Annotated in this window: 24 protein-coding genes; 15 read left to right on the forward strand and 9 right to left on the reverse strand. The window is 45.2% G+C overall.

Annotation, left to right across the window (positions count from 1 at the left end; genetic code table 11):
• Positions 1–82: 82 nt before the first annotated feature.
• Entirely contained in the window at positions 83–973 is an 891-nt protein-coding gene (locus DW205_RS00240) for a 1,4-dihydroxy-2-naphthoate polyprenyltransferase (RefSeq protein WP_005867998.1), read from the forward strand.
• On the opposite strand, the gene DW205_RS00245 is transcribed toward DW205_RS00240, so the two are convergent.
• Positions 959–1891, reverse strand: coding sequence for a DMT family transporter (locus tag DW205_RS00245; RefSeq protein ID WP_005855838.1), 933 nt, complete (start codon positions 1889–1891; stop codon positions 959–961). The genes DW205_RS00240 and DW205_RS00245 overlap by 15 nt on opposite strands.
• A 99-nt stretch (positions 1892–1990) precedes the next feature.
• Between DW205_RS00245 and DW205_RS00250 the strand changes: the two genes are divergently transcribed.
• Positions 1991–3067 (forward strand): linear amide C-N hydrolase, encoded by a 1077-nt coding sequence (locus tag DW205_RS00250; protein WP_005868000.1) that lies wholly within the window; start codon positions 1991–1993, stop codon positions 3065–3067.
• 127 nt (positions 3068–3194) lie between these two features.
• Here DW205_RS00250 and DW205_RS00255 read toward each other — a convergent pair whose 3' ends face one another.
• The 5 genes from DW205_RS00255 to DW205_RS00275 all read right to left on the reverse strand — a co-directional run bounded on the left by DW205_RS00255 (position 3195) and on the right by DW205_RS00275 (position 6592).
• A complete protein-coding gene (locus DW205_RS00255; protein ID WP_005868002.1) occupies positions 3195–3740 on the reverse strand; it encodes a DJ-1 family glyoxalase III in 546 nt (181 codons plus the stop codon).
• A 9-nt stretch (positions 3741–3749) separates the two neighbouring features.
• The gene (locus DW205_RS00260) at positions 3750–4604 is read right to left on the reverse strand and encodes an energy transducer TonB (protein WP_005855858.1); all 855 of its coding nucleotides are present in this window, start codon (positions 4602–4604) and stop codon (positions 3750–3752) included.
• 5 nt (positions 4605–4609) lie between these two features.
• Entirely contained in the window at positions 4610–5020 is a 411-nt protein-coding gene (locus tag DW205_RS00265) for a biopolymer transporter ExbD (protein WP_005855860.1), read from the reverse strand.
• Positions 5021–5111: 91 nt separating this feature from the next.
• Positions 5112–5822 carry a MotA/TolQ/ExbB proton channel family protein gene (locus tag DW205_RS00270; protein ID WP_005855862.1) on the reverse strand — a complete coding sequence of 237 codons (711 nt, stop codon included), beginning with the start codon at positions 5820–5822 and terminating at the stop codon, positions 5112–5114.
• A 53-nt stretch (positions 5823–5875) separates the two neighbouring features.
• Positions 5876–6592, reverse strand: coding sequence for a pyridoxine 5'-phosphate synthase (locus DW205_RS00275; RefSeq protein ID WP_005855864.1), 717 nt, complete (start codon positions 6590–6592; stop codon positions 5876–5878).
• Between the two features lie 84 nt (positions 6593–6676).
• Here DW205_RS00275 and DW205_RS00280 point away from each other — a divergent pair, with 84 nt between their 5' ends.
• The 12 genes from DW205_RS00280 (at position 6677) to DW205_RS00335 (ending at position 20738) form a co-directional block, all read left to right on the forward strand.
• Complete coding sequence (locus DW205_RS00280) at positions 6677–7336, forward strand: CBS domain-containing protein (protein WP_005868005.1); 660 nt, start codon at positions 6677–6679, stop codon at positions 7334–7336.
• 15 nt (positions 7337–7351) lie between these two features.
• Positions 7352–8227 (forward strand): NAD kinase, encoded by an 876-nt coding sequence (locus DW205_RS00285; RefSeq protein ID WP_005868007.1) that lies wholly within the window; start codon positions 7352–7354, stop codon positions 8225–8227.
• 245 nt (positions 8228–8472) lie between these two features.
• Complete coding sequence (locus DW205_RS00290) at positions 8473–9435, forward strand: glycosyltransferase family 2 protein (RefSeq protein ID WP_005868009.1); 963 nt, start codon at positions 8473–8475, stop codon at positions 9433–9435.
• A gap of 19 nt (positions 9436–9454) precedes the next feature.
• Positions 9455–10144 carry a hypothetical protein gene (locus DW205_RS00295; protein ID WP_005868012.1) on the forward strand — a complete coding sequence of 230 codons (690 nt, stop codon included), beginning with the start codon at positions 9455–9457 and terminating at the stop codon, positions 10142–10144.
• A 910-nt stretch (positions 10145–11054) separates the two neighbouring features.
• Positions 11055–11705, forward strand: a complete 651-nt coding sequence (locus DW205_RS00300; protein WP_226769897.1) for a helix-turn-helix domain-containing protein — start codon at positions 11055–11057, stop codon at positions 11703–11705.
• Between the two features lie 141 nt (positions 11706–11846).
• The gene (locus tag DW205_RS00305; RefSeq protein ID WP_005868015.1) at positions 11847–13415 is read left to right on the forward strand and encodes an ATP-binding protein; all 1569 of its coding nucleotides are present in this window, start codon (positions 11847–11849) and stop codon (positions 13413–13415) included.
• A 288-nt stretch (positions 13416–13703) separates the two neighbouring features.
• Positions 13704–14243 carry an FHA domain-containing protein gene (locus DW205_RS00310; RefSeq protein WP_005868017.1) on the forward strand — a complete coding sequence of 180 codons (540 nt, stop codon included), beginning with the start codon at positions 13704–13706 and terminating at the stop codon, positions 14241–14243.
• A 339-nt stretch (positions 14244–14582) separates the two neighbouring features.
• A complete protein-coding gene (locus DW205_RS00315; RefSeq protein ID WP_005868019.1) occupies positions 14583–15782 on the forward strand; it encodes an MFS transporter in 1200 nt (399 codons plus the stop codon).
• Between the two features lie 61 nt (positions 15783–15843).
• On the forward strand, positions 15844–17286 hold the full coding sequence (locus DW205_RS00320) for a TolC family protein (RefSeq protein WP_005868020.1): 1443 nt from the start codon (positions 15844–15846) through the stop codon (positions 17284–17286).
• Between the two features lie 34 nt (positions 17287–17320).
• Positions 17321–18307 (forward strand): HlyD family secretion protein, encoded by a 987-nt coding sequence (locus DW205_RS00325; protein ID WP_005868022.1) that lies wholly within the window; start codon positions 17321–17323, stop codon positions 18305–18307.
• A 63-nt stretch (positions 18308–18370) separates the two neighbouring features.
• Positions 18371–19546, forward strand: coding sequence for an ABC transporter permease (locus tag DW205_RS00330; protein ID WP_005868023.1), 1176 nt, complete (start codon positions 18371–18373; stop codon positions 19544–19546).
• Positions 19530–20738 (forward strand): ABC transporter permease, encoded by a 1209-nt coding sequence (locus DW205_RS00335; RefSeq protein ID WP_005855888.1) that lies wholly within the window; start codon positions 19530–19532, stop codon positions 20736–20738. The genes DW205_RS00330 and DW205_RS00335 overlap by 17 nt, the downstream gene beginning before the upstream one ends.
• Here the strand turns inward: DW205_RS00335 and DW205_RS00340 are convergent.
• Positions 20730–21455, reverse strand: a complete 726-nt coding sequence (locus tag DW205_RS00340) for an MBL fold metallo-hydrolase (RefSeq protein ID WP_005868024.1) — start codon at positions 21453–21455, stop codon at positions 20730–20732. The genes DW205_RS00335 and DW205_RS00340 overlap by 9 nt on opposite strands.
• 125 nt (positions 21456–21580) lie before the next feature.
• Between DW205_RS00340 and DW205_RS00345 the strand changes: the two genes are divergently transcribed.
• Complete coding sequence (locus DW205_RS00345) at positions 21581–23308, forward strand: tetratricopeptide repeat-containing serine protease family protein (RefSeq protein WP_005868025.1); 1728 nt, start codon at positions 21581–21583, stop codon at positions 23306–23308.
• Between the two features lie 230 nt (positions 23309–23538).
• Here the strand turns inward: DW205_RS00345 and DW205_RS00350 are convergent, their stop codons facing one another.
• Together DW205_RS00350 and abc-f are read right to left on the reverse strand one after the other, a co-directional pair.
• Complete coding sequence (locus DW205_RS00350; RefSeq protein ID WP_005868026.1) at positions 23539–24249, reverse strand: phosphatase; 711 nt, start codon at positions 24247–24249, stop codon at positions 23539–23541.
• The gene (gene abc-f, locus DW205_RS00355; protein WP_005868027.1) at positions 24246–25865 is read right to left on the reverse strand and encodes a ribosomal protection-like ABC-F family protein; all 1620 of its coding nucleotides are present in this window, start codon (positions 25863–25865) and stop codon (positions 24246–24248) included. Before abc-f ends, DW205_RS00350 begins: the two co-directional genes overlap by 4 nt.
• Between the last annotated feature and the right edge of the window lie 225 nt (positions 25866–26090).

A 26090-nucleotide genomic window follows, 5' to 3' on the forward strand; every position in this document is an offset into this window, starting at 1 on the left:
ACAAGTATTTCTTTAGATAATAACAACAGTATATGTTATTTGTTTTTTATTTTTGTAGTTATTTTAAGAATAAAACAATAGAATGGAGAATAACAGATCGAGAATTCAAGCTTGGTTAGAGGCGGCACGTCCGAAAACGTTGCCGGCATCATTTAGTCCGGTATTAGTTGGGTGTGCGCTGGCTTACAGGGATGGAGTATTTAAATTGGCTCCGGCGATCCTTTGTGTTTTGGTGGCTTTACTCGCCCAGATAGCCAGTAATTTTGCCAATGATTATTTTGATTTTAAGAAGGGGGTGGATAAGGAGGACCGGTTAGGCCCGGAGCGAGCGGTGGCTTCCGGTTGGATAACTCCTAAGGCAATGCTATGGGGGACTTTTATCACGTTGGGGCTTTCTTGTCTATGTGGCTGTTTCTTGTTGTTCTTTGCCGGCTGGGAGCTCATCGGTGTAGGAATTGCTATCGCGATTTGTGTCTTGGCTTATTCAGCAGGGCCGTTTCCTTTGGCTTATAACGGGCTGGGGGATGTGTGTGTCGTATTGTTTTATGGGATTATTCCGGTTTGTTTTACGTATTATGTACAAGCTTTATCGTTTTCCTTATTGTCATTCTTGCTTTCGTTGTCATTGGGGCTGTTGTCCGCTAATATTTTGATCGTGAATAATTACCGGGATTATGAGCAAGATAAGGCGGCTCGTAAACGGACTACGATTGTGCTATTCGGGCGTACGTTCGGGTTGGTAACTTATTTGCTGAACGGTATATTGGCTTTTTTGATCACGCTGCCTTTATTGATGGATGCCTCACCTTGGCTTGTTTGTTTATTCGCGGCTTTTAGCGTGCTGTTTGCCGCCACATGGCTGGAGATGAAACAGTATCAAGGCCGTGAGCTTAATAGAACTTTAGGGCATACGGCACGGAATGTATTTATCTATGCCGTGTTGCTTTCAGTTGTATTGTTATTTGGTTCTTAAGATGTGCCGTGCTTTGAACAATCGCTTGGCCTCATGGAGATTTTTCTGTATGTATTTGGACAGGATAATCAATGTAACCGCTACGATAATCAGTAAGATTCCTAAAGCGAGGTGAGGGGTGAAAGGCTCTCCAAAGACTAAAACACCTACGCAGACGGCTGTCACGGGTTCTGTTGCTCCCAGTACGGAAGTTAGGGTGGAACCGATATGGTGTACGGCTTGTACCAATGTAATGTTAGATACTACGGTTGGCAAGAAGGCTAATAAGACGAGGTTAATAAAAGAGGGCAGGTCTGGAATGGGTTGGATTCCTGTTCCTGCCTGTGCTTTTATGAAAAATAAAGAGGTACTGACGATAAATACATAGAACGTAAGTTTTCGTCCCGGCATATCATGTACCCTCGATTTATTGACGGTGACGATATAGAGGGCATAAGCGACGGCGGAAAGTAATACGATGATTACGCCTAGCCCGTTTAATCGCATCTCTCCTCCATCAATGGATAGACGGGCTACTCCACAAATAGCGAGCCCAATCGCCAAGAGCGTAATCCATGATGTTTTTTCTTTGAATACAAACAGCATGAATAGGGTTACGAATATCGGATAGGTGAAATGTAGAGTCGTGGCGATTCCCGCCGCCATAAAATTATAGCCCCAAAACAGGAACATTGCCGAGCCTGTATAAAAAGCACCCAATAAAATCAATATCGGTAGGTTTCGCATCTCTGTTCTGAAAGATTCCTTTTTTGCTAGAAGCATACCCGATAAGGCGATGGCCGCGAATAAGAAACGATAGAACAATATCGAATCAAACCGCATACCCTTCTCCATAAGAGGCAATGTAAACAAAGGGATTAAACCGAATGTAACAGAAGTCGCTATTCCATAAGCGAAACCTTTTAGATTATTATTCATATTATACTTTTTGATAAAATGACCGCAAACATACAAAAAAGTCTTGAAATCTTGAAAACAACCTTCTCCTGTCGCTTGTTTTTATCAAAAATGATGTTTATGAGATATTTCTTTATTTTATTTGCGATTGCCGGCTTGCTTATTAATCCTTCCGCTGCAGAGGCTTGCACCGGTATTACCTTAAAAAGCAAGGACAGTACGACTATTGTAGCACGTACGATAGAATGGGGTGGAAGTAATTTGAACAGCCAGTATGTCGTGGTTCCAAGAGGATACACCGAACGATCGTATACCCCGGATGGGGTTGATGGAATGACTTTCACGGCACGTTATGGATATGTGGGCTTGGCAGTGGAGCAAAAGGAATTTATCGCCGAAGGACTCAATGAGGTTGGGTTATCGGCTGGATTGTTTTATTTTCCAAAGTACGGTGAATATGAGAAATATAATGCCGCAGTTCGGGATAAAAGTATCTCTGATCTGCAATTAGTGTCTTGGTTGTTGGGGGAATGTTCAAATGTAGAAGAGGTGAAAGAGGCTGTTAAGAAAGTGCATGTTATCAATATAGATCCCCGTGCGTCTACCGTTCATTGGCGGTTTGCCGAGCCGTCGGGACGTCAACTGGTTCTTGAGATTATTAAGGGTGAGCTACACTTCTATGAGAATACGTTAGGAGTTCTGACTAATTCTCCCAGTTTCGAGTGGCATCTGACGAACCTGAATAATTATGTTAATCTTTTCCCGGGTACGGCCCCCAATCAACAATTAGGAAATATCGAGTTGTCTTCATTTGGTGCGGGAAGCGGTTTCCTTGGGATTCCGGGCGACGTAACTCCACCGTCACGTTTCGTTCGTGCGGCTTTTTACCAAGCTTCGGCCCCACAACAAGAAACCGCATTGGAAACGGTCTTCCAGTGTTTCCAGATATTGAATAATTTTGATATTCCCGTAGGGATCGAATTCCCATTAGGGCAAGTACCTTGCGATATACCGAGCGCTACTCAATGGACTTCGGTTACGGATATGCGAAACCATGTGATTTATTACCGTACGATGTACAATAGCGTTATTCGGAATATAGATTTACGTTCCATTGATTTCTCCACGGTTCGTTATCGTGCGGTATCCATGGATGGGACGAAGCGACAAGCGGTTGAAACGATCAAAATAGAATAGGGCAGTGAGCTCTTTGGGGGATATCTCGTAAGTCAATAGGATAGGTGATAAAACTCAATGGAATAGGAAACATAACTCAATGGATTACGTTCCCTATTCTATTGGGTTTCGATTGATGATCTAAATCTTATAATAGTAATCCGGCCGCAACTTCCTCCGCAACTGCGTCACCTTTTAGTACAGATACTAAAGCTAGGCCAAAATTGAATACCAAGCCCGGTCCTCTACCGGTTACCACATTTCCATCTACCTCGACAGCCTCGCCTGTTACGGTGGCACCAATCAATTTCGGTTCGAACCCGGGGTAGCAAGTGGCTTTGCGACCTTTTAACAAACCTAGACCGCCTAATACCATCGGAGCTGCGCAGATAGCCGCTACGATACGTCCTTCACGGTATTGTTGTAATAAGACTTCTTTCACCGGTTCCGAATTGTTCAAGTTGGATGCTCCGGGCATGCCTCCGGGTAAGATCAAGGCATCAGCATCCGAAAGATCGATTTCGGTAAATGTGGCGTCAGCCGTATATTCCATATTGTGAGCGCCAATCACTTTACGGTCGTCTGTGATGGAGACTGTTTTCGTGTCTATACCTCCGCGACGCAAAATGTCTACGGTTCCCGTGGCTTCCATTTCCTCGAAGCCATTCGCTAAGAATACGATCGCTTTCTTCATAAGATTCAATTATTTAAATTTGTACACGTAAGTAATAGTACCACTCTGGTTATTAGCGCCGCTGATACTGTTGAACTTCGCCTTTCGAGCCGCGTCCAAAGCGCTTTTACGCATGGAGGCGTTGTCGATATTAGTTCCCCGGCCTACCTCGGCAAATATAACGTTGCCTTTCGGATCTACGGTTATATTGATAACAATACGCCCCTCCTCTTGGATCGTGTAAGCGGGACGAGGGAGACCTCCGGCACCAATGGAACGGCCGTTCAAATTAAATGATCCGTAACCGCCTACGCCTTCATTCGCCCCATGATCAGAGTTACCGAACGGACTTCCTTGGTTACCGGTTCCGCTTTCAGCGTCGCCTTGGCTGTTACCCTCGGCGTTTCCCATACCAAAAGCTCCGGCCACCTTGTTGCTAATGGCTTGTTCCTTCTTGCGGCGTTCCTCGGCCAGACGTTTCTTCTCGGCTTCTTCCCGGCGGATACGTTCTTTCTCCTCCTCTTCTTTCCGTTTCTTCTCAGCCTCTTGTTTCTTGCGTTTCTCTTCCTCATTCTTCTTTTTAGCGTCCTCAAGGGCTACGCTTTCCTCGATATCTTGAGTGATGAGTTCCTGCTTGGGCGTTTCCACTTGCGGCTCCGGTACGGGAGGAGGGGGAGTGGTCGTTTCCTGAGGCGGTTCTTGCCCGGTATACTTAGGCTCGAACATTCCGGCGGCGGCATCTACATTCCCGAAATTAACGAGTACACCCCCGTCTTCATCCGGTACCTCGGTTTTCAATACGGTAAACCAAAGTATCAGTAGAATGACACCGTGAAAAGCAACGGTACCGATCAAACTGTATATGTCATCCTTATTCAGTCTCATATCTGTTATTTCTGCGGACGGGTGGCAAGCACCATCTTGAATTTATTCTCGTTCGCTATATTCAGTATCTTTACAATCTCTTTGTAAGGCACGGTCTCGTCGGCATATAAGGCGACGAACATCTCCGGTTCCTTCGCGTAACTATCTTGCAAGAAAGGAGTGATCTCATCAAATGAGACCTGTACCTCTTTTTGCTTTCCAAATGCCACGTAGTAATTCAAGTTCGCGTCTATCGTTACCCTCGTAAGAGGTTTCGCCGCTGTTTGCTTTTGCGCTTGCGGCAAGGTAACCTTGATGGCGTTCGGGATTACTACGGTAGAGGTAACCATGAAGAAGATCAGCAAGAGGAATATGACGTCGGTCATAGAGGCCATGCTGAACGCTTCGTTTACCTTTGTTCTTCTTTTTAGAGCCATAATTTTTTATAATTGAAAATTGAAAATGGAGAATTGAAAATTAAATAGAGGAGAGTTGGCTCATTTTTAATTTTCAATTCTCCATTTTCAATTAATTAGCCGGTTCATTTAATAAATCCATGAATTCCATCGTACGAGCCTCCATCTTGTTCACGACGTTATCTACTTGAGATACCAGATAGTTGTACGCGAACAATGTAATAATACCAACAACCAGACCACCAACAGTTGTTACCAAGGCCTCATAGATACCACCGGATAATAGGGAGACATCAACATTGGTGCCTGCGTTTGCCATATCGAAGAAAGCACGTACCATACCGGTTACCGTCCCAAGGAAACCAAGCATGGGAGCTCCGGCGGCGGTCGTCGCGATCAAGGGGAAACCTTTTTCCAGTTTAGCGATCTCCAAATTTCCGACATTCTCGATCGCTACGAGTACATCGTTCATCGGACGGCCCAAACGGGTAATACCTTTCTCGATCATACGGGCGGAAGGCGTGTTGGTGCTCCTGCATAAATTGAGAGCCGAGTCCACTTTTCCCTCGTGAATATAGTCTTTGATACGATTCATGAACGTCTCGTCTTCTTTTCCCGCACGGCGAATGATGATCAGACGTTGAACAAAAATATAAATAGCCATCAGAGAGAGCAGTAACAATACCACCATAATCCAACCTCCCTTAAAGGCAAGGTCTATCACATTGATTTCCGCTTCCGTAGGAAGGGTTACAGCCGTTAAATCCGGCATTTGATCTGCCGCCTGAGAGCCCACGGCCTGTAGTGAAAGTAAAATACTCATCGTTTCGAATTATGAATTATAATTTATGATTTATAACTATAAACTGTCACTTGTCAACTATTCAAGCATGCCTTGTATAAAGCGATCGTCTCTTGCAAACCATGGTAGAGCGCATCACAAATCAAGGCATGGCCGATAGAAACCTCCTCCAGCCAAGGGATATTCTTGTTGAAGAAAGCCAGATTTTCTAAGTTCAAATCGTGTCCGGCATTTACGCCTAATCCTAAGTTTTTAGCTAATTGCGCGGCCTCGACAAAAGGAGCGATCGCTTTGTCACGATCTTCCGGATAATAGGTCGCATAAGGTTCCGTATATAATTCAATACGGTCCGTACCTGTTTTCGCCGCTAGCTCGATATTCGCCAAGTCTGTTCCGACGAAGATGGATGTACGGATTCCTTGTGAGGTAAAGGTGTCTACCAATTCGCTTAAGTAATCGAAATTGTCCTTTACGTTCCAACCTGAGTTCGACGTGATGGCATCCGGAGCGTCCGGAACCAGTGTGACTTGGGTCGGTTTTACCTTCAATACCAAGTCGATGAATTTATCACAAGGATAGCCTTCTATGTTAAATTCTGTCCGGATAAGAGGTTTTAGTCCATAAACATCGCTATAGCGTATGTGTCGTTCATCCGGACGGGGATGAACCGTAATTCCTTGTGCCCCGAATAATTCACAGTCTTGCGCCACTTTCAGCACGTTTGGCATATTGCCACCTCTCGCATTACGAATAGTAGCAACCTTGTTAATGTTTACACTTAAATTTGTCATTGTATATCGTATATCTTTTTTCTTTCATTACATTTGCACAAAAGTATCGGCAAATTTAGCAGGATTTAGGGAATTAACAGAATAATGTTGGTGAAAGATTTCATAACAAAGGAAATTCCGGTGTTAAAAAGTTTTGACACAGCGGAATATGCGTTGGCGTTAATGGAGGATTTTAAACTCAAGCATCTTCCGTTATTGAGTGATAGCGCATACCAGTGTTTAGTGTCGGAAAAAGACTTATTGGCGCTGCCGGATCCTTCGGCTACGATCGGTGAGCCGGTTTTATTCGCTCCGGCGATTTCGGAAAATGGACATTTACATGAAGCGTTGGCAATGATAACCCGATATGGATTGAGCCTGTTGCCTGTGGTTTCCGTGGACGGAACTTATTTGGGGGCGATTACCCGGGATCGTTTGGTGGATGCTTTATCCGAGCTATGTAATGCGGAGGCGGCTGGAAGCGTGATCGTATTGGAAATGATGCCACAGGATTATTCATTAACGGATATCGCCCGTTTGGTAGAGGCGAATAATGCCCATGTCCTTAATTTGCTATCCCATCAAGATAAAGATACGGGCCGTCTGCTTATAACCCTTAAGATCGATTTGGAAGATGCCTCTCCCGTGATCCGTAGTTTCGAGCGTTTCAATTATACGGTGCTTTATCATTTTATGGAGAAGGGGATGGTGGATGATATGTTGCGGCAGCGGATGAATGAGTTATTACATTATATGAATATGTAAAGTAAGGAGCGTAGAATGAAAGTTGGAATATTTGGAAGTGAATATCAGATCGAGAGACAGAATCTGATTAAACGCCTGTTTGAGAAGCTTCGTGAACAAGAGGCTGATATTTATGTGGACAGCCCTTTTTATACATTCCTTACCGATGCTTTTGGTTTTGAGCCAGTGGTGAGCGGGCTATTAGTGGGTGATGAGTTTGATCTGGATATAGCCCTTAGCGTGGGAGGAGATGGTACGTTCCTTCGTACGGCGGCCCGGGTAAATAAACAGGATATCCCTATTTTAGGCATTAATACCGGACGGCTGGGTTTCCTTGCGGATGTCAGCAGTAATGAGGTTGAGGATACGCTGGATGAGATTTTTAAGAATTACTATAAGGTAGAGGAACGAACCCTCTTGCGTTTATATACGGAAGACCGTGCGTTTCACGGATATAATTATGCCTTGAACGAGATCGCCGTGCTGAAGCGTGATAGTTCCTCGATGATTACGATTCATACATTCTTGAATGGGGAATATCTGACTTCCTATCAGGCGGATGGTTTGGTAGTGGCTACACCTACCGGTTCCACAGCCTATTCGATGAGCGTAAATGGGCCGATTATCGTCCCACAAAGTAATAGCATTGTCTTGAGTCCGGTCGCTCCGCATTCCTTGAACGTGCGTCCGTTGGTGATTCCGGATTCAGATATAATAACGCTTCGGGTAGAGAGCCGGAATAAATATTTTCTGATCTCTTTGGATGGACGTTCGGAAATATTCCCGGCAGGTATCGAATTAAAGATGAGCAAGGCCGATTATACGACGAAAGTCATCAAACGCTATAACCATACTTTTTATCAGACGCTTCGGGAAAAATTAATGTGGGGGGCAGATGTGCGAATGAAATAATATTGTGTGCGTCCAGTCTTTGTCCAAATAGTAGCGGATAGTATTGTATTTTGTAAGCTGTTGATAAATAGACTTTTCCGTATGGATAAACTGAGCGTATCTTATGGATTTTGTCCAGTTTTTCTATTATGGGGTAAAAAATAGGGGGTATTCGATGTCCAGCTATGTCCTCTATTTGTCCAGTGCCCTTTTTTGACACACGCTTTTTAACTCTTTACTTTTGTCGGCAGATTAAATCTAGCTTAATGGAAGTATTTTCAATTATTATTCCTGTCTACAATCGTCCGGAGGAGATAGACGATTTATTAAACAGCCTTACCCGGCAGACATATGTACATTTTGAGGTTATCGTAGTGGACGACGGTTCTTCTATACCTTGTGAGCCCATAGTCAATGCCTATAATAACCGCTTGAGGATTCGCTATTTCTATATAGAGAATTCAGGTCCAGGCTTGGCTCGCAATCAAGGGGTACGTTATGCGGAAGGAGAGATCGTGATTGTCTTGGATTCGGATTGTATCGTTCCGGCCAGCTATCTGGAACAAGTACACGAGTCCTTAATGCGTTATAAGGTGGATGCCTTTGGTGGTGCTGACAGGGCGCATTCTTCTTTTTCCGCTATACAGAAAGCGGTCAATTACTCGATGACTTCTTTTTTTACGACAGGAGGGATCCGAGGAAGCCGGAGGCATTTAGATGCATTCTATCCCCGGAGTTTTAATATGGGAATGCGGAAAGAGGTGTATGAAGCCTTGGGTGGTTTCTCTGATATGCGTTATGGAGAGGATATAGATTTTAGTATCCGGATTTTTGCGGCAGGCTATAAATGCCGTTATTTTCCGGGCGCTTGGGTCTATCATAAGCGAAGAACAAATTTCGTCCAGTTTTTCCGGCAAGTATGGCATTCGGGGTACGCTAGGATTATCTTGTACCAGAAGTACCCGGAATCATTGAAATGGGTACATTGCCTGCCGGCCTTATTTGTGGTAGGTCTGCTGGGGGTATGTATTTCCGCTTTTTTCGTTCCAAAGGTATGGGGGCTATTGTTATTTTATATTTCGCTGATCTTTTTTGACGCTTTAGTGAGAAATAAGAACGGAATCGTTGCGTTGTTATCTATCATAGCGGCTTTTGTCCAATTGATCGGATATGGGACAGGCTTTTTGGAAGCGATTTGGAGAGAGGGAATTCTAAGAAAGAAGTATTAAGATAATAAATACTATTTATATGAAGTTTGCGCTGCACACATCTACTGCCATAAGCTCGGTTCTAAAGGAGCCGGAGCATTTCTATGTAGATATTTATTATCTGATCATTTTAATCATCGTCGCTTTTACCCTGCTTCTGTTATCTTTTTTGCGTTATCACCTTTATAAGACAAAAAAGGAGAAAGAACTGAGAGAAATAGCGAGTCTTGTGGATAAAAATGAAATCTTGATACAACGTTATAGTCGTGAGATGTCGCACATCAAGGAGCAATTGGAAGCGAAGGAGAAATGTTTGAAGGAATACCAGCATGCGGCTCAGTGGAAAGCGCATCGTGACGTGGAATCCTTGATCAAGGAAAAGGAGCGTTTGGCGAAGTGTTTGCTGGAACAGTTGGATACGTTCAAGAAGCTGAAGATACTTTCTAAATCGGAAACGATATTGCCGGATTCAGATTGGAGAAACTTGATCGAGATCGTAAATACTCTTTATGATGATTTTATAAGTCGTTTACGTGTCGCTTATCCGGATTTGACGGAGGATGCCATTCGTTTTTGTTGCTTGATCAAATTGCGGCTAACTTCGGCGGAGCTGATGTCAGTCTTGAATGTGACGAAGGATGCTATCTATAAACGCAAATTTCGTTTGAAAAAAGAATTGATGCCAGATGATGATACTCGTTCCCTCGACGATTTCTTGGGAAGCTATTAGATCTGAACGAATAGTTTTCTTGTTAATAACTATGTTTTAGGGCATGATTTCGTTAAATCGAGTTAAGTGAATGAATTTTGCAAATAATTCAGTATGCTACATAACATAAAACCACCTATATTTGCACTGCGTTTTTCATGGTATTAGATTTAAGGTTAACAATTGAGATTGGCTGTCCGTGACGGATAGCCTTTTTTGTATAGAGGCATGAATACACGAATTTTTGAGAACACTGCTTAAGCGCCCCTTTCCGAGGGTAACATCCATACTTTCAAAGTAAGCTAATTTCATCGGCAAAGTAAGTTGACTTGCTTTGGTATTTCAGTTAACTTACTTTGTCAATGAAGCTAACTGTATTTTTGTGATCTTTTTCGGTTATTCTTTGTCTGTTTCGATTTTGTATACAATTGATGTGTTTTTGTACGCTTTTAGTTTAGTTATGCATTTAATAGTCAATTTTTTATTATATAATTTTGTCTTGTATTTTTTTATGATTTCCTTGGTTAGCTGTTAGCACCAATTGATATATAAGGTTTGATGGCTAATAGAAGAGGGGGTAAGGAAAGAAAAATATCAAACGAATATACTTGGGACCTTAACGGACAGAACAAAATATAATATTATTCTGTTGATTGTTGTTGGAGGTAAGATTTCGTATTCCCTTAATTTATAAGAGTATATGCAAGAGAATAGGTATAATACATGTGATCGTTTTTTAGGCGGATTAGAAAAAGACTTTATTATTACGGAACAGATTGAAGATAGTCCATTGACTTCAGAACCTTCTTTTTTGGATTACGGGATAATAGCAGTATGTAATAGAGGTAGTGCGATCATTCATTTGCTTGATAATAAGCATGTATGGAATAAGAATGAATTGATTTTCTTATTTCCGAGACAGTTATGCTCAATGCGGAACGTGAGTGAGGACTTCTCGGCGAAGTTTATCATCATACCACATGTACTACATGGGGATGTATTAAGTTCCTTACGTCATTTTGATCCGGGATTTCATTTTTTCGTGAAGGATCATTTTTACTATAATATAGAGGATAATAATGGTATTGAGCGTTTTCAATCATTTTGCAAATTGATAGAGAATGAGCTTGAGCGGTATCGGGGTAATGGGCTTCTGAGGGAGCGGATTATATGTTACTTGGGGATTTTTTACATGGATGTTTACGACTATTATGTGAAAGTGCGTAAGAAAATCCCTTTCAGGACTAGTTTGAGAAAAGAGCAATTGATCTATGATTTCTGTAGTCTCGTGGCAGAGAATTTCAAGAATCACAAGAATGTCGGATTTTATGCGGATAAATTGAATATAACGACAACTTATTTAAGTGCGATCATGAATGAAAGGTGTGGCATTTCAGCCAAGGAGTTTTTATCTATCTATATAGTGTTAGAGGTAAAGTCGTTGCTACGTGACTCTCGATTAAATATACAGGAGATCGCTATATTGACTAATTTTCCGTCTCAATCGACATTGAATCGCTTTTTTCGTCAACGGACGGGAATGACTCTTTCTCAATATCGAAAACATATATTTTCAACATAATTATGTTTGATTTTCATATTATTTCTATAACTTTAAACTTCTGCTGCAATCGTTATTATAGTTCATTTGTTGTATAAATAATAGAGGAGATTGCTTGATTGATTTAAAGTTGGGAATTAGTGGTTATAATTTAATATGACGATGGGACAATGTAATAAAATGCTAGAGGAAATGAGCTTTAATGCCCTATTCCAGAAATTACCTGTTGGAATTGAAGTTTATGACGAGAGGGGGCAGCTAGTGGATCTCAATAGGACGGACGAGAATTTGTTCGCTATAAGCCGGAAGGATATTATGGGAATAAATCTTTTCGAGAATCCTAATTTTCCAGAGGACAAGATCGCTCGTCTGAAACAGGGAGAAATGGTTGTGTTCGATTGTAATTATGAATTTGATAATATACAAACGAATGAGTACTATAACATAGACCCAAAAAAGGAAGGTACAAATTTACGTCTGTCTATTAAATGTGTGCCGTTGGAAGGAGAGGCTGAAGATATCTGTGGATATGTACTAATGTTTACGGATGAGACGGAAGAATATCAAAAGTCGGAGAAAGTAGAGGAACTGTTCACGAAGTTGAAAACGGTTATGCGTTGCAGTGATTCCTTGCTGTGGGAATATGATGTTAAAACCGATAAGATGCATATCGATCTGGATTTACGTGTTTTAGGTAATAAATCCAGATTGAGAGCAAGTAACTTGACAACGAAAAAAGATTTTTGTGAGATCGTACATCCGGAAGATCGGGAAAGGGTACTTGTACAAGGCTTTGAAAAGATTGTTACGGGTGAGATCGGTGAATATAGTATTCAATACCGACAGCTTTTTGAGGGGCAATATGTTTGGGTGAGAGCGTATGCGTACCCTTATAAATATGATGAGGCGGGAAGACCAGCGAAAATCCTTTATTACTTGATGGACATAACGGATGAGATCGCCATGCAAGATAAATTGCGCTGGGTGGAACGAGAGCGTCAACGGAAAGAATATGAGTTAGCTAAGGCTAAAGAGGCGAATCGGCTTAAGTCTATGTTCTTGGCGAATATGAGTCATGAGATCCGTACGCCTTTAAATGCTATTGTTGGTTTCGCGAATATACTGGCAGAGACCAAGGAGATAGAGGAGGAGGAACGAGAGTTTTATGTGGATATCATTGACAAGAATAGTGAATTGCTTCTGCAATTGATTGAGGATATCCTTGATTTCTCAAAGATTGAGGCGGGAACCTTTGACATTACGAAGAGAAATTTTGATTTTAAGGAGATCTGTGAGGAAACTTATGCGGTACATGCCTTGAAGATTCCGAAAAACGTTCGATTTGTTTTCGACCAGGGCTCACAACCCGTGACCGTTTTCTCAGATCCGAAACGAGTCGTACAGGTTATTTCTAATTTCTTGACAAATGCGATTAAGTTTACTTCGGAAGGTGAGATCAAATTAGCCTATAAGGTATCGAATGATGAAATACGAGTTTCGGTCTCGGATACGGGAATGGGAATCTCGGAGGAAGATTGTAGAACTATATTCGATCGCTTTGTTAAGTTGAACGCTTGCAAACAAGGTACCGGATTAGGATTGGCGATTTGCAAAAATATTATCGAGAAACTAGGGGGACGAATCGGGGTAGAATCTACATTGGGAGTAGGTTCCACTTTTTGGTTTACCTTGCCTTTGAAGGAGATTAAAGAGAATGAACCTAAGTTCTAAGGGGATATATATTATTTTACGGATATGTTTTAAAGCATGGTTTTGTTAAATCTGGTTAAGTAAATGAGAATTGCAAATAAAACATTATGCTACATAACATAAAACCTCTATATTTGCACTGTGTTTTTCATGGTATTAGATTTAAGGTTAACAATTGAGATTGGCTGTCCGTGATGGATAGCCTTTTTTGTTTCAAAAAATTATAACCATGAGATTTTAGGAGTGTAGCTGAAGGTTTTTTCGTAAATTTGCGCTCCGTTTGTAATACTAGATCCTGTATTTAAGTGTATGAAAAGAGTATTCTGTCCAAAATGTGATAATCAGTTGTCTTTTGATGAGACCAAATATCCGGAAGGGAAGGTATTAGCCTTCGTCTGTCCGCAGTGTGGAGCGCAATTTAAGATTAAATTGGGCCGAAAGGTGGTGAAGACGGCTACCGGTGAGGAAAAAGAGGTGAAGGAACCGGATTTCTCTTGTGGTTATATTACCATTATCGAGAATGGTTTTGCTTTTAAGCAAGATCTACCATTAGTGATGGGAGATAATGTGATTGGTCGCCGTAATAAGGATACGGAAGGTGTAGATGTCCCTATTATCACGAGCGATCCAAGTATGGGGCGTAAGCATTGTGTGATTAATGTAAAGAAAGACACTAATGGCAAGTTCGTTTATATGGTGCGTGACTTTCCTAGCTTGACCGGGACTTTTGTGAAAAATGTATTGGTCGGTAAAAAAGAACAAGTACGTATCGGGGAAGGTTCGATCGTAACGATTGGCGCTACTACTTTTATCTTACATTCGGCGAACGAGGGAGAAGAAGAGGAATAAATATAAAAAACTTCAGAGGCTGTTCCCGTTAATGATCTCGATCTTTAACTTCGGGTCGGAATGATGGCAGATAAGGGATTTTGGCGTTTGTTTTGGGAGTGAGTTATAAGATATATGCTCATTCCGGGATACAGCTCTGAAGTATCACTGAGAAAACAAGGCTCATAGGTATTAAGATTAAGCCGATTAACATAAAGAAATGAAAAGAACCGAAAGAATAGTTGTATTAACTATGGTTAAAATAGGCTCTTAGGGTTTGTTTTTCTAGAAATTAGCTAACTTTTTGTGTGGTTTTTGAAATGTTAATGAGCACGAGGTTAAATAGAAATATGGACAGTCATGGAGCAGGTTCCTAAACAACAGCCGGTAAATAAAACAGCATTCCGGGTATTGGTGGCGTTAAGTGTTACGCATTGTTTGAATGATTCGTTGCAATCCGTTATCTCGGCGGTTTATCCACTTTTCAAGGATGATTTAGCGTTGAGCTTCGCCCAAATCGGGTTGATTACGCTTGTTTATCAATTATCCGCTTCTGTTTTCCAGCCTATAACCGGTTTGGTTTTTGATAAGCGTCCCGTGGCTTGGTCGTTACCTATTGGTATGAGTTTTACGTTGGTCGGCTTGTTGAATCTCGCTTTTTCCTCTACGCTCCATTGGGTCTTGATCTCCGTATTCTTGATAGGTATCGGGTCTTCGGTTTTGCATCCGGAAGCGTCCCGGATCACCTCGCTAGCGTCGGGAGGGCGTAGGGGATTGGCGCAATCGCTTTTTCAAGTGGGTGGTAATTTGGGCGGATCGTTAGGTCCGCTACTGGTTGCTCTATTGGTGGCGCCTTATGGACGGACTCATATCGCTTTGTTTTCTATACTAGCATTCGTCGCTATTTTGGTGATGATTCCTATCTGCCGTTGGTATAAGGCGTATTTGAGTCGGGTGAAATGGCAGAAGAAGTCGGGTGAGACGCATGTGGAGATGCCTCTTTCTTTGGGAAAAACAGTCTTTTCGATCTCGATATTGCTGACCTTGATTTTCTCTAAATATATCTATATGGCTAGTTTGAATAGCTACTATACCTTTTACTTGATCCATAAATTTGGGGTGAGTGTACAGACTTCGCAGATCTGTTTGTTCGTCTTCCTGATCGCTACGGCCATGGGAACTTTGGCGGGTGGTCCTATCGGTGATAAGATAGGACGGAAATATGTGATTTGGGGATCGATTCTAGGGGCAGCCCCATTTAGCTTGTTGATGCCGCATGTGGGATTCGTTTGGACGATCGTGCTTAGTTTTTGCGTGGGGTTGGTCTTATCATCGGCGTTCCCGGCTATTTTGTTGTATGCGCAAGAGTTGCTTCCTTATAAATTAGGTCTTATCTCGGGACTTTTCTTTGGATTTGCTTTCGGTGTGGCGGGTATAGCCTCGGCCGTATTAGGAAATATGGCGGATCATTATGGAATAGAGGCTGTCTACAACGTATGTGGCTTCATGCCTCTTTTAGGACTGGTTACTTGGTTCCTTCCCAACTTGAAAAAGAAGTAAAAACAATCCTCCCTTTTTCGCTGTTATTACTCCAACTGAACGTCAATTACTAAATGAGTTTATGGTGAGTAATATAGTATCTTACAGTATTCTTTTGCTGTATCTTCTTCCATGCGCTTCATGGAGCCAAGGGAACGATGTGGATTTAAGCTTGGAACAATCTCTCGACCTGCTTCATAAGGAAAATAAAAGCTTGAAAATAGCCGGGAAAGAAGTGGAATGGGCTCGGAATGAGCATCAAAAGCTAAACGCTTTTTGGTATCCGTCGGTGAACGCCGCGGGTGCTTTCGTACATATGTCGAATCCGATAGAGGTACGGCAGTCGCTGAGTAAATATACGGAACCGGCGAAGGAGTTTGTCCATAATTATATCCCGGATAATGAGTTGATCATGTCGGTATTGGATAAGATCGGGCAAGGTACTTTCTCGCTTCCGCTAATCTCCCAAAACATCACTTCTATAGACGCTACGGTGACGTGGCCTGTTTTCACGGGAGGAAAACGTATCTACGCGAACAAGATCGGAAAGACGATGGTCTCTATAGCGGAGGTGAATAGGAGCCAAGTGGATGCTAACCAACAATCCTTATTGATCGAGGCTTATTTCGGGCTTCGTCTGGGACAAAGCGTGGTGGACGTAAAAACAGAAGTGTACAATTCTTTGAAAACCCATTATGACCAAGCCCTTAAATTAGAGCAAAACGGGATGATCAATCGGGCCGAGCGTCTGTTCGCTCAGGTGAGTATGGACGAGGCGAAACGAGAACTGGAATCGGCCCGTAAGGATTTAGCGGTCGCCCAACAGGCGTTTAAAAGCTTGATTAATATGGAGGAGGGGAGCGACGTACGTACCACGACTCCTTTATTTATTAATGAGGCGCTTCCTCCGGCCCAATACTTCAAGGATCTGGTTCCGATGAATAATTATATAGTCAATCAATTGAAATTGCAGCAGGTTGTAGCCGATAATCAACTAAAGATCGGCCGGTCCGCTTATGTCCCGAATATCGCTTTATTCGGCAAACAGACTTTGTACGCTGATGGACTGGATAAATATTTGTTGCCTCGTACGATGGTGGGAGTTGGTTTTACGTGGAATATCTTTGACGGCTTGAATCGGGAGAAAACCATCCGGCAGGCAAAGATCGCTAGTCAGTCGCTTCATTTGGGTAAGGAGAAGGCGATTACGGATCTGGAGGTCGGTATCGATAAATTCTACAGCCAGCTACAAAATGCCTTGGACAATGTAAAAGCTTTGGATACGACGATCGAGATGAGCCGGGAACTGGTCCGGGTGCGGAAGAAATCCTTCCAAGAGGGAATGGCTACTTCTACGGAGGTAGTCGATGCTGAGGTTATGCTGGCGAAGGTGAAGACCGCTTTTCTTTTGGCTTATTATCAGTATGATGTAGCCTTGATTAATCTGCTGTCTGTCTGCGGTACGCCGGAGCAGTTCCACCAATACAAGATGGAGGGAAAGACCGAGGAGCTTTTGGGGAATTGAAAATTGAGAATTGAAAATTGAAAATTTAGGAGTTATGGATAAAACTAAGAGATATTTGAGTGTGGCCTTCGTCGCAGTCTTGGCGATTGTTATAGTTGTCTCGTTGATCGGGATGATCTTGTTGAAAAAGAAGCCGGTGATCTTGCAAGGGCAGATCGAGGCAACGGAAATACGTATCTCCGGTAAGTTACCGGGGCGTATCGATACCTTTCTGGTAAAAGAGGGACAGAATGTACGCCAAGGCGATACCTTGGTAGTCATCAATAGTCCGGAGGCATTGGCTAAATATCAACAGGTGAACGCCATGGAGAACATAGCGAAGTATCAGCACCAGAAAGTGGATGAGGGTACACGAAAGCAAATCATCGCTTCCTTGCAACAATTGTGGAATAAATCCAAATCGGATTTACAATTGGCGAAGATTACCTATGATCGGGTCAATGCCTTGTATAAAGATAGCGTGGTAACCTCACAGCGTAAAGATGAGGTGGAGGCCATGTATAAAGCGGCTGAGGCCGCCGAACGTGCCGCTTATAGCCAATATCAAATGGCGGTAGACGGGGCGCAGATACAAGATAAGGAGAGCGCCCGCTCGTTGGTGACGGCGGCACAAGGAACCGTGGAGGAGGTGGCGGCTCTCTTACAGGACGCTCGGTTGACGGCTCCGGAATCGGGACAAATCTCCGCTATCTTCCCGAAACGGGGAGAGTTGGTTGGGGCCGGGATGCCAATCATGAACTTAGTCGTATTAGATGACGTGCATGTGGTATTGAACGTACGTGAGGATCGTTTGCCTTTATTTAAGATGGGAGGAACGTTTGTCGCCGATGTACCGGCGATCGATAAGAAGGATATTGAGTTCAAGATCAATTATATCAGTCCGTTGGGCAGTTTCGCTACTTGGAAATCTACCAAGCAGACTGGTAGCTATGACTTGCGGACCTTCGAGATACATGCCTTACCGGTGGAGAAGGTGGAGGGATTGCGTCCCGGTATGTCCGTACTCTATCAACTCCCTTAATACTATCCATTTGTAGAGACGGGGCACGCCCCCGTCTCTACAACTAAATAATTTATTGTCGCTATGCTAAAGAAGAGTCCTTTCTATATGGTTTTACGTCGGGAACTGGATCGCATGGTTTCCCGGAGGTTATACTTCGGGGTGTGTATCGTGCTGCCTCTGTTCTGTATATTCTTCATGTCTACGATTTTCGGAAGCGGGCAGATGGAGAATATACCGATAGCGGTAGTGGACCAAGACAACACCTCCATGTCCCGGGAGATCATCCGGCAGGTAGAGGCGGTACCGACTTTCCGGGTAACCCGGCATTATACGGACCAAGAGACCGCTCGCCATGCTACCCAAGCAAAAGAAATCTACGGTTATCTAGTGATCCCCAATCAGTTTGAGGCGGATGCCACGGCGGGGCGTGACGCTACTTTATCGTATTATTACCACTATGCCTTGTTGAGCGTGGGCGGTGAGGTACGTGGGGCCTTCGAGACCCTGCTGCGTACGCTTTCGCTCGCCCCGGTGGTTGTGCAAGCTACGGCGATGGGGCTGGGGGAGAATCAGATAACCACCTTCCTATTACCGGTACGATCCAGTAGCCACCCGCTGTTCAACCCGGATCTGGATTATTCCGTTTATCTGAGCAATCCTTTTTTCTTTGTCTTTTTCCAAGTGATCATTTTGCTGGTTACGGTGTACGCTATCGGTAGCGAGATCAAGTTCCGGACAGGCGATGAGTGGCTGGAGGCGGCACGGATGAACATGTTCGTGGCGGTGGTGGGCAAACTGCTCCCTTATACGATTATCTTTTGTATCATGAGCGTCTTCGCTAACTATATCATGTTCGGGGTCATGCATATTCCTTTCGCTTGCGGTTTCTGGCCATTGAACTTGACGGCGATCTTATTCGTGGTCGCTACGCAAGCGTTGGCGGTATTCCTGTTCTCGTTGTTTCCCGCTATAGCGATCGTGATTAGTGTGGTGTCGATGGTCGGTTCGCTGGGGGCTACTTTATGCGGCGTTACTTTCCCGGTCGATTCCATGTACGCTCCCGTACATTACGCCTCGTACCTGTTTCCAGTACGGCATTTCGTGGAGATCAACCAGAACTTATTGTATGGCGATTACGGATTCCCTTATACATGGGTAAACGTAAGTTCGTTGTTTGCGTTTATGTTATTGGCATTGGTGCTGTTGCCACATTTGAAAACCGCTATTTTAAGTCATAAATATGAGAACATCCGATAATATGAAAGGAACCTTGGCGGATATCGCTTCCTTGGTCAAGGACGAGTTTAAGACGATCTCCACGAGCTACGCTATCTTGCTCGTCTTGGTAGGAGGTATATTTCTCTATGGCCTGCTGTATAATTATATGTATGCCCCGGATCTGGTGCGTAACGCCCCGGTGGTAGTCGTCGATGACTCAAAGACCGACTTGAGCCGGGAGTACATCCGTTTGCTGAACGCCACTCCGCAAGTCTCGGTAATCGCCGATGGTTTGGATTACGCCGAGGCGCAGGAGTGGATGAAGGAGGGGGATGCCGTAGGTATCTTGTATCTTCCCTCTGATTTCGAGACCCGGGTGGCACGAGGGAATGAGTCCCTGTTTATCATGTACCAGACGACAAGCGCTTTCCTATATTATATGGCGATGCAGGAGGCTTCCAGCGGTGCCATGTTGGCGTTGAACGATCGGTATCGTCCGGAGATGTTGGTGTTCTTGCCCCAGCAAGACGCTTCCAAGATCGTTTCGGCGCAACCCATATCAGTGGTCGGGACGGCGTTGTATAATTTTACGGAAGGATATGGAACCTATTTGATCCCGGCGGTATTGATCGTCATTATGTTCCAGACCTTGTTGATGGTGATCGGTATGATAAGCGGGGAAGAGCGGGATTCGGGTACCATCGTTCGTTTCGCCTCCGAGGGATTATCCTTTGGCCGGATCGCTAGGGTGATAATCAGCAAGACCTTTGTGTATTGCGTATTGTATACGATTTTCGCTTTGTTCTTGTTGGGCTTGATACCGCTATTGTTTGGCCTGCCGGATATCGGTAATTATCTGAACACCTTGATCCTGCTGATACCCTTCCTGCTGGCTACCAGCTTCTTTGGGCTGGCCGCCTCTTATTTCTTTACGGACTCGGAGGCTCCGTTATTGATGATCGCCTTCTTCTCGGTAGGCTTGATCTTCCTTTCCGGAGTCTCTTATCCCTTGGAATTGATGCCTTGGTATTGGCAAATGGCCCATTATATCATTCCGGCGGCTCCCGCTACGCTGGCCTATGTACAGCTCAACTCGATGGGAGCGTCGATTGAGCAAGTCGGTGTGGAGTACGTGACGTTGTGGGTGCAATGTGTCGTTTATTTCCTCTTGGCTTGCTGGGTGTACCGGCGGAATATCTTAAAGGCGAGCCGTGCCTTGTCGTCATTGTAGCTCCCGTATCCTGACGTCGATGCCGCTACCTTTCAAGGCGTCTTTCAACTTGCCGATCTTCGTATCCCCGTAATGGTAAGGGTATAGGATTTTAGGCGAGAACATCTTGGCCGCTTTCGCCGCTTGCGGGACGGTCATGGTATAAGGCTGGTTGACGGGAAGGAAAGCGATATCGATGTCTTTCAGGTCTTTCATCTCCGGGATGTCTTCCGTATCGCCGGCTATATAGACTCTTAGTCCGTCGAACGTGAGGATATAGCCATTATCCCGGTGGCGGGGGTGATATTTATCCCGGCCGGGCGTGGTGTTATAGGCGGGGACGGCCTCTATCTTCATATAGCTGATGGAGGTATCCGTATCGCCGTTTTTTAGGACCTTCCCTTTTCCCAGTTTCTTTTGGCTGTTCTCGTTGGCGATGATTTCCGTACCGCTTTTCTCGACGGCTTGTATCGCTTTCGGGTCCAGATGGTCGCCATGCTCGTGGGTAATCAAGATGATATCGGCTTTCGGGAAAGTCGTATAATCGGCGTATTCGGAGACAGGATCTACCTGTATCGAATGATTGTCGTACGTAAGCATCAGGCTGCCGTGCTTGATGAACGTGATGATCAGTTCTTTTCCGCTCTTGGTCTTGAAAGAATCCGAGGCGAAGTTACTAGCGGAGGCTAAGCTCGCCATGAATAAACTACACATAAGCATACATGATTTTAGTCTCATAATCTCGCGGTTTTTTATAAGTGTTTCCGCGAATATACTCATAATAGATTAATTCCCTAATTTGTTCGCCTATCCGGTATAAATATTTACATTTGCGACGTATATTCTGATAACATGAAAACGAAATGAGAAGAATTGTTCTGTTGATTACGATTTGTTGCCAAGTATTTTGGGTGGCGGCGCAAAAGAAAGCGCCCAAATGGATGGATAAGCAACGAAAGGCGGTGGTTACCGTCACTACTTATGGAAAAGATAACCAGAAGAAAGCGTCTGGTACGGGATTTTTCATTACCGAGACCGGTGAGGCGTTGTCCGGCTATTCCTTGTTTAAGGACGCAGCGAGGGCGACCGTGACCGACGCCGACGGAAAAGAATATCCGGTAAGCCGCATCTTGGGGGCTGATGAATTATATGATGTGATCAAGTTCAAGGTAGAGGTTCCGAAGAAAGCTGTGTTCTTGCCGATCGCCCGTGAGCCGATCTCGCAAGGAGTTATCGCTTATCTGATGCCTTACTCGACCGGTAAGATCACGAAGTTCGGGGAAGGACCGGTCTCGGAGGTCAGTAAGTTGAAGGAGCCGTTCAGCTATTATAAATTGTCGATGGCGCTGGAGAGCGGGCAGGTAAACGCTCCTGTATTGACGGCGGACGGCGAGGTGTTCGGCTTGGCGCAGGAAGATGCGTCGGGGAAGAAAGAAGATTCCTATGCGGTCTCGGCGGGATACGCGAATAGCCTGACGATCCAGTCGGCGGACGCCTTTAATTCCACCTATAGCCGGATTGGTATCCGGAAGGCGTGGCCGTCGGACGCAAGCCAAGCGCAGGTCTCCTTATACTTGATGGCAAACTCGCAAGACCCGAAGACGTATCTGGCTACCTTGAATGATTTTATCGCCACTTTCCCGGATTCTCCCGACGGGTATTTGAACCGTGCCAATCATTACGCTTACCACCGTGCGGATCTGGCTCCTACGGAGGCCGAGCAGGGGGCTTATCTGGATAAGGCGTTGGAAGATATAAACACGGCTTCCCGCTTCAGCGAGCGGAAAGGGGATATCTGGTTCAACCGAGCCAAGCTGATCTACGGCGTGGCCGCCGCGGATACGACCTTGAATAAGGAGCAGTGGACCGTCGATGCCGCTACCGAGGCGATACAAAAAGCGATCGGGGAGGAGGACTTGCCGGTCTATCGCCAATTGGAAGGGGACATCCATTTTTATAAAGGAGATTTCGAGCAGGCGTTCGATGATTATATGAAGGTGAACGATAGCGATATGGCATCTTCTACCTCTTGGTATTGGGCGGCGAAGGCGAAGGCGAATATCCGGGGCGCTAACTTCGGGGATATCATCGCCTTGCTGGATAGCGCCATCGCCAAATGCGGGAACCCGCCAACGAACGAGGCCGCTCCCTATATCTTGGAACGGGTGGATCTCCGCTTGAAACTGATGCAATACAAGGAGGCCGTGGACGATTATGATTTATACTACAATCTCTTGAAAGGACAGGTCGGCGACCGCTTCTTCTATTACCGCGAGCAAGCGAAGTTCCGCATGAACGATTTCCCCGGCGCCTTGGCCGATATCCAATCCGCGATCCGCTTGAATCCGGGCGACCCGACTTATCCGGCGGAGGAAGCGTCCGTATATATCCGTATGGAAAACTATGATCAGGCGTTGAGGAGCTTAGAGAATGCCTTGCGGATCGCTCCGGATTTCGCCTCTTGCTATCGTTTGCGAGGCATCTGCTACGTCCGTCAGGGTAAGAAGGCGGAAGCGTGCGAGGCTTTCAACAAGGCGAAGGAGTTGGGTGATCCTGTCGTGGACAAATTAATAAAGGAACATTGTAAGTGACGAGATATCCGGGCAGGTACGCACGTCCGTATCTACCCGGCTGCACGTCCGTGTCTGTCCGGTTGTAGGTACGTATCTACACGGTTGCAGGTCCGTATCTGTCCGGTTGCAGGTCCGTATCTGTCCGGTTGCAGGTCCGTATCTGCACGGATGCACGTCCGTATCTACCCCGCTGCAGGTCCGTATCTACGCGGTTGCAGGAATGTATCTGCCCGGATGTAAGGCACCGCTTATCTCCCTATGAACTTCTTGAACGCCTCTACCTTGTCGTTCAATATCAATTCCTCCGGAAATCGTGTCTCTTGCAATAACTCATAGATATGATCGTACCGGGCTATATCGAAAGATATATGCGCGTCGCTACCTAAAATCACAGGAACCTCGTATTTCTTGCATAGGCGCAAGATCGTGAGGTTATTATCCCGGGCGGTGAGTTTCTTGCGGACCGGGTTGAGAGAGCTGTTGTTGATCTCCAGCAACGTGTGATGCTCTTTGGACGCTAATACGATAGGCTCGAAATCCACCTCGGCCGTGCCGTCTCCCGGGTGGCTGATGATGTGGACATGCGGGTTGCGGATCGCCCCGATCATCGCCTCCGTATTCTGCTCGACCGTTCCCGGTTTGTAGCAAAGCGAGTGGATGCCCGCTATCCGGATATCCAGCATCGGGAAGTACTCCTCGCCCAGATCGATCGTACCCTTATAGTCGATGATGTTCAATTCCGCTCCGAGCAATAACTCGACACCGTATATCCGGCGGGGAACCACGTGCAGGTTGCGGAAGTAAATCGGGGAGCACGTCCCCGGTATGCCGGGGGCATGCTCTGTTATACCTAGTAACTTCAATCCTTTCTCGGAGGCGGCCGCTGCCATTTCTTGCAGGGTGCTAAAGGCATGCCCACTGGCTACCGTATGGGTATGCACGTCAAGTAACGTCTTCATAAATTCGTCTTTAACCTACCCGCGAAGGTAGTTATTATTTGGTGGATACCCAATTCCCGAATAAAATAAGCGTCGTGCGAGATCAGCAAGATCGTGCCCCTGTACGCACGGACCATGGAGGTGATAATCTCGATGCTTTGGATGTCGAGATTATTGGTCGGCTCATCTAGGATAAACAGGTCCGGAGTCTGGTTACTGATCATCAAGCAACAGAATGCCAACCTCATTTTCTCGCCTCCGCTCAGCTTCCCGCAGCTCTTCTCCCACGTGTCGTGCGGGAAGAGGAAACGGTTTAGCAATGTCTTGATCTCGTGCTCTTGGAAATGACGCTCGTTGAAGGCTTGCGCTTGCTCGTACACCGTCCGGTCGTTCCGGACGATCGAGTATTCTTGGTCGATATAGATAGAGGAGAAATCCGCACGGATCAAGGAACCGCTACGAGGCGGTAACTGGCCGGTAATCAACTTCAGCAAAGTCGTCTTGCCTGAACCGTTATCGCCTTGTATCAGCCACCGTTCCCCACTCTTGATCTGGAAGCTCATCGGGGAGAGCCATAGATCGCCGGCCTCGGCGTAACCGAAATTGATCTCCTTGGCGGTAACCAATATCTTGCCTTCGTGTAAGCCGGATGCGCTGAAATCCAGTTTCATGCCTTGAAGGTCGGGTAGGGAGGAGCGCATTTGCTTTAGCTCGTTGGCAAGGTTCTCCATCTTGTCCTCGTGAACCTCTTTTAGTTTGGAGGCGCTTTTCTCGGCGTTCTCCTTCAATCCGCCCATCATGATCCGGGGGATTCCTTTCCGGACGCTTTGCTTCTCTCCCCGGGATTCATGCTTTTGTTTTCGCTCGGCTACCTCACGGGCGGTTTTCCTGACCCTGCGAAGCTCTTTCTCCTTCGCTTCCAGTTTCTCTTGCATGGAAGCCTGTTCCTGTTCTTTTTGTTCCTTGTAGAAATCATAATTACCCCCGTAAAGGGTGATCCCCCCGACGGATAATTCCGCTATGGAAGCTAATAGGTTCAATAAGGTACGATCGTGGCTGACGACCAGCAAGGTGATGCGGCAAGACGTGATGAAATCGTATAACTTCTCCCGGCTACGCCTATCCAGATGGTTGGTCGGCTCATCCAATAGCAGGATCGAGGGTTGGTGGATCTCGATTCCGGAGAGGAAAACTTTGGTTTTCTCGCCGCCGCTTAATGTGCGCATCGGTTGGGAAAGGAGGATATGCTCCAAACCCCAAGCGTGCAGGGCGGCGAGGCTCCGTTCCTCGATCGTCCAGTCATCCGCCAGCGTATTGAAATTAGAGAGGGAGGCGTCGCCCTCGGTAATCGCCCGCAAGGCTTCTAGTTTCCCGTCGATACGTAGGGCCTGAGCCACCGTCTGGTTATCATATTGCCCGAAATGCTGGGGTACGTAATAGGGTGGGGTCGGATAGATAATCTCCCCTTCCTGCGCTTGCAAGGTTCCAGCCAAGATACGGAGGAAAGTAGATTTTCCCGATCCGTTGTTCCCGACTAAGGCTACCTTTTGCCCCTTGTTGATCGTTAAGTCGATCCCCTTGAATAAGACTTGGTTGTCCGGATGTATATACGTGATTTTTTGCGCTACGATACTCATAGTGTGAACTGATTTAAAATGTGAGATACTAAAATGGATAAGAAATACCGATGATGATCGGTTTCACGATAGCCTCGAATCTGTCGTCACGAAATCAGCTCTATACGGATAGAGGGCTTTCCGGATGGAAAGAACGACATCTTGAGATAAATTAAGCGGCTATTCTCATTGGAGTAATTATATAGTTATATAGGGACGCAAAGGTAGGAATAGTTTTGGGTTTAG

The sequence above is a fragment of the Parabacteroides sp. AM17-47 genome (assembly GCF_003434625.1).
Lineage (GTDB): Bacteria > Bacteroidota > Bacteroidia > Bacteroidales > Tannerellaceae > Parabacteroides > Parabacteroides distasonis.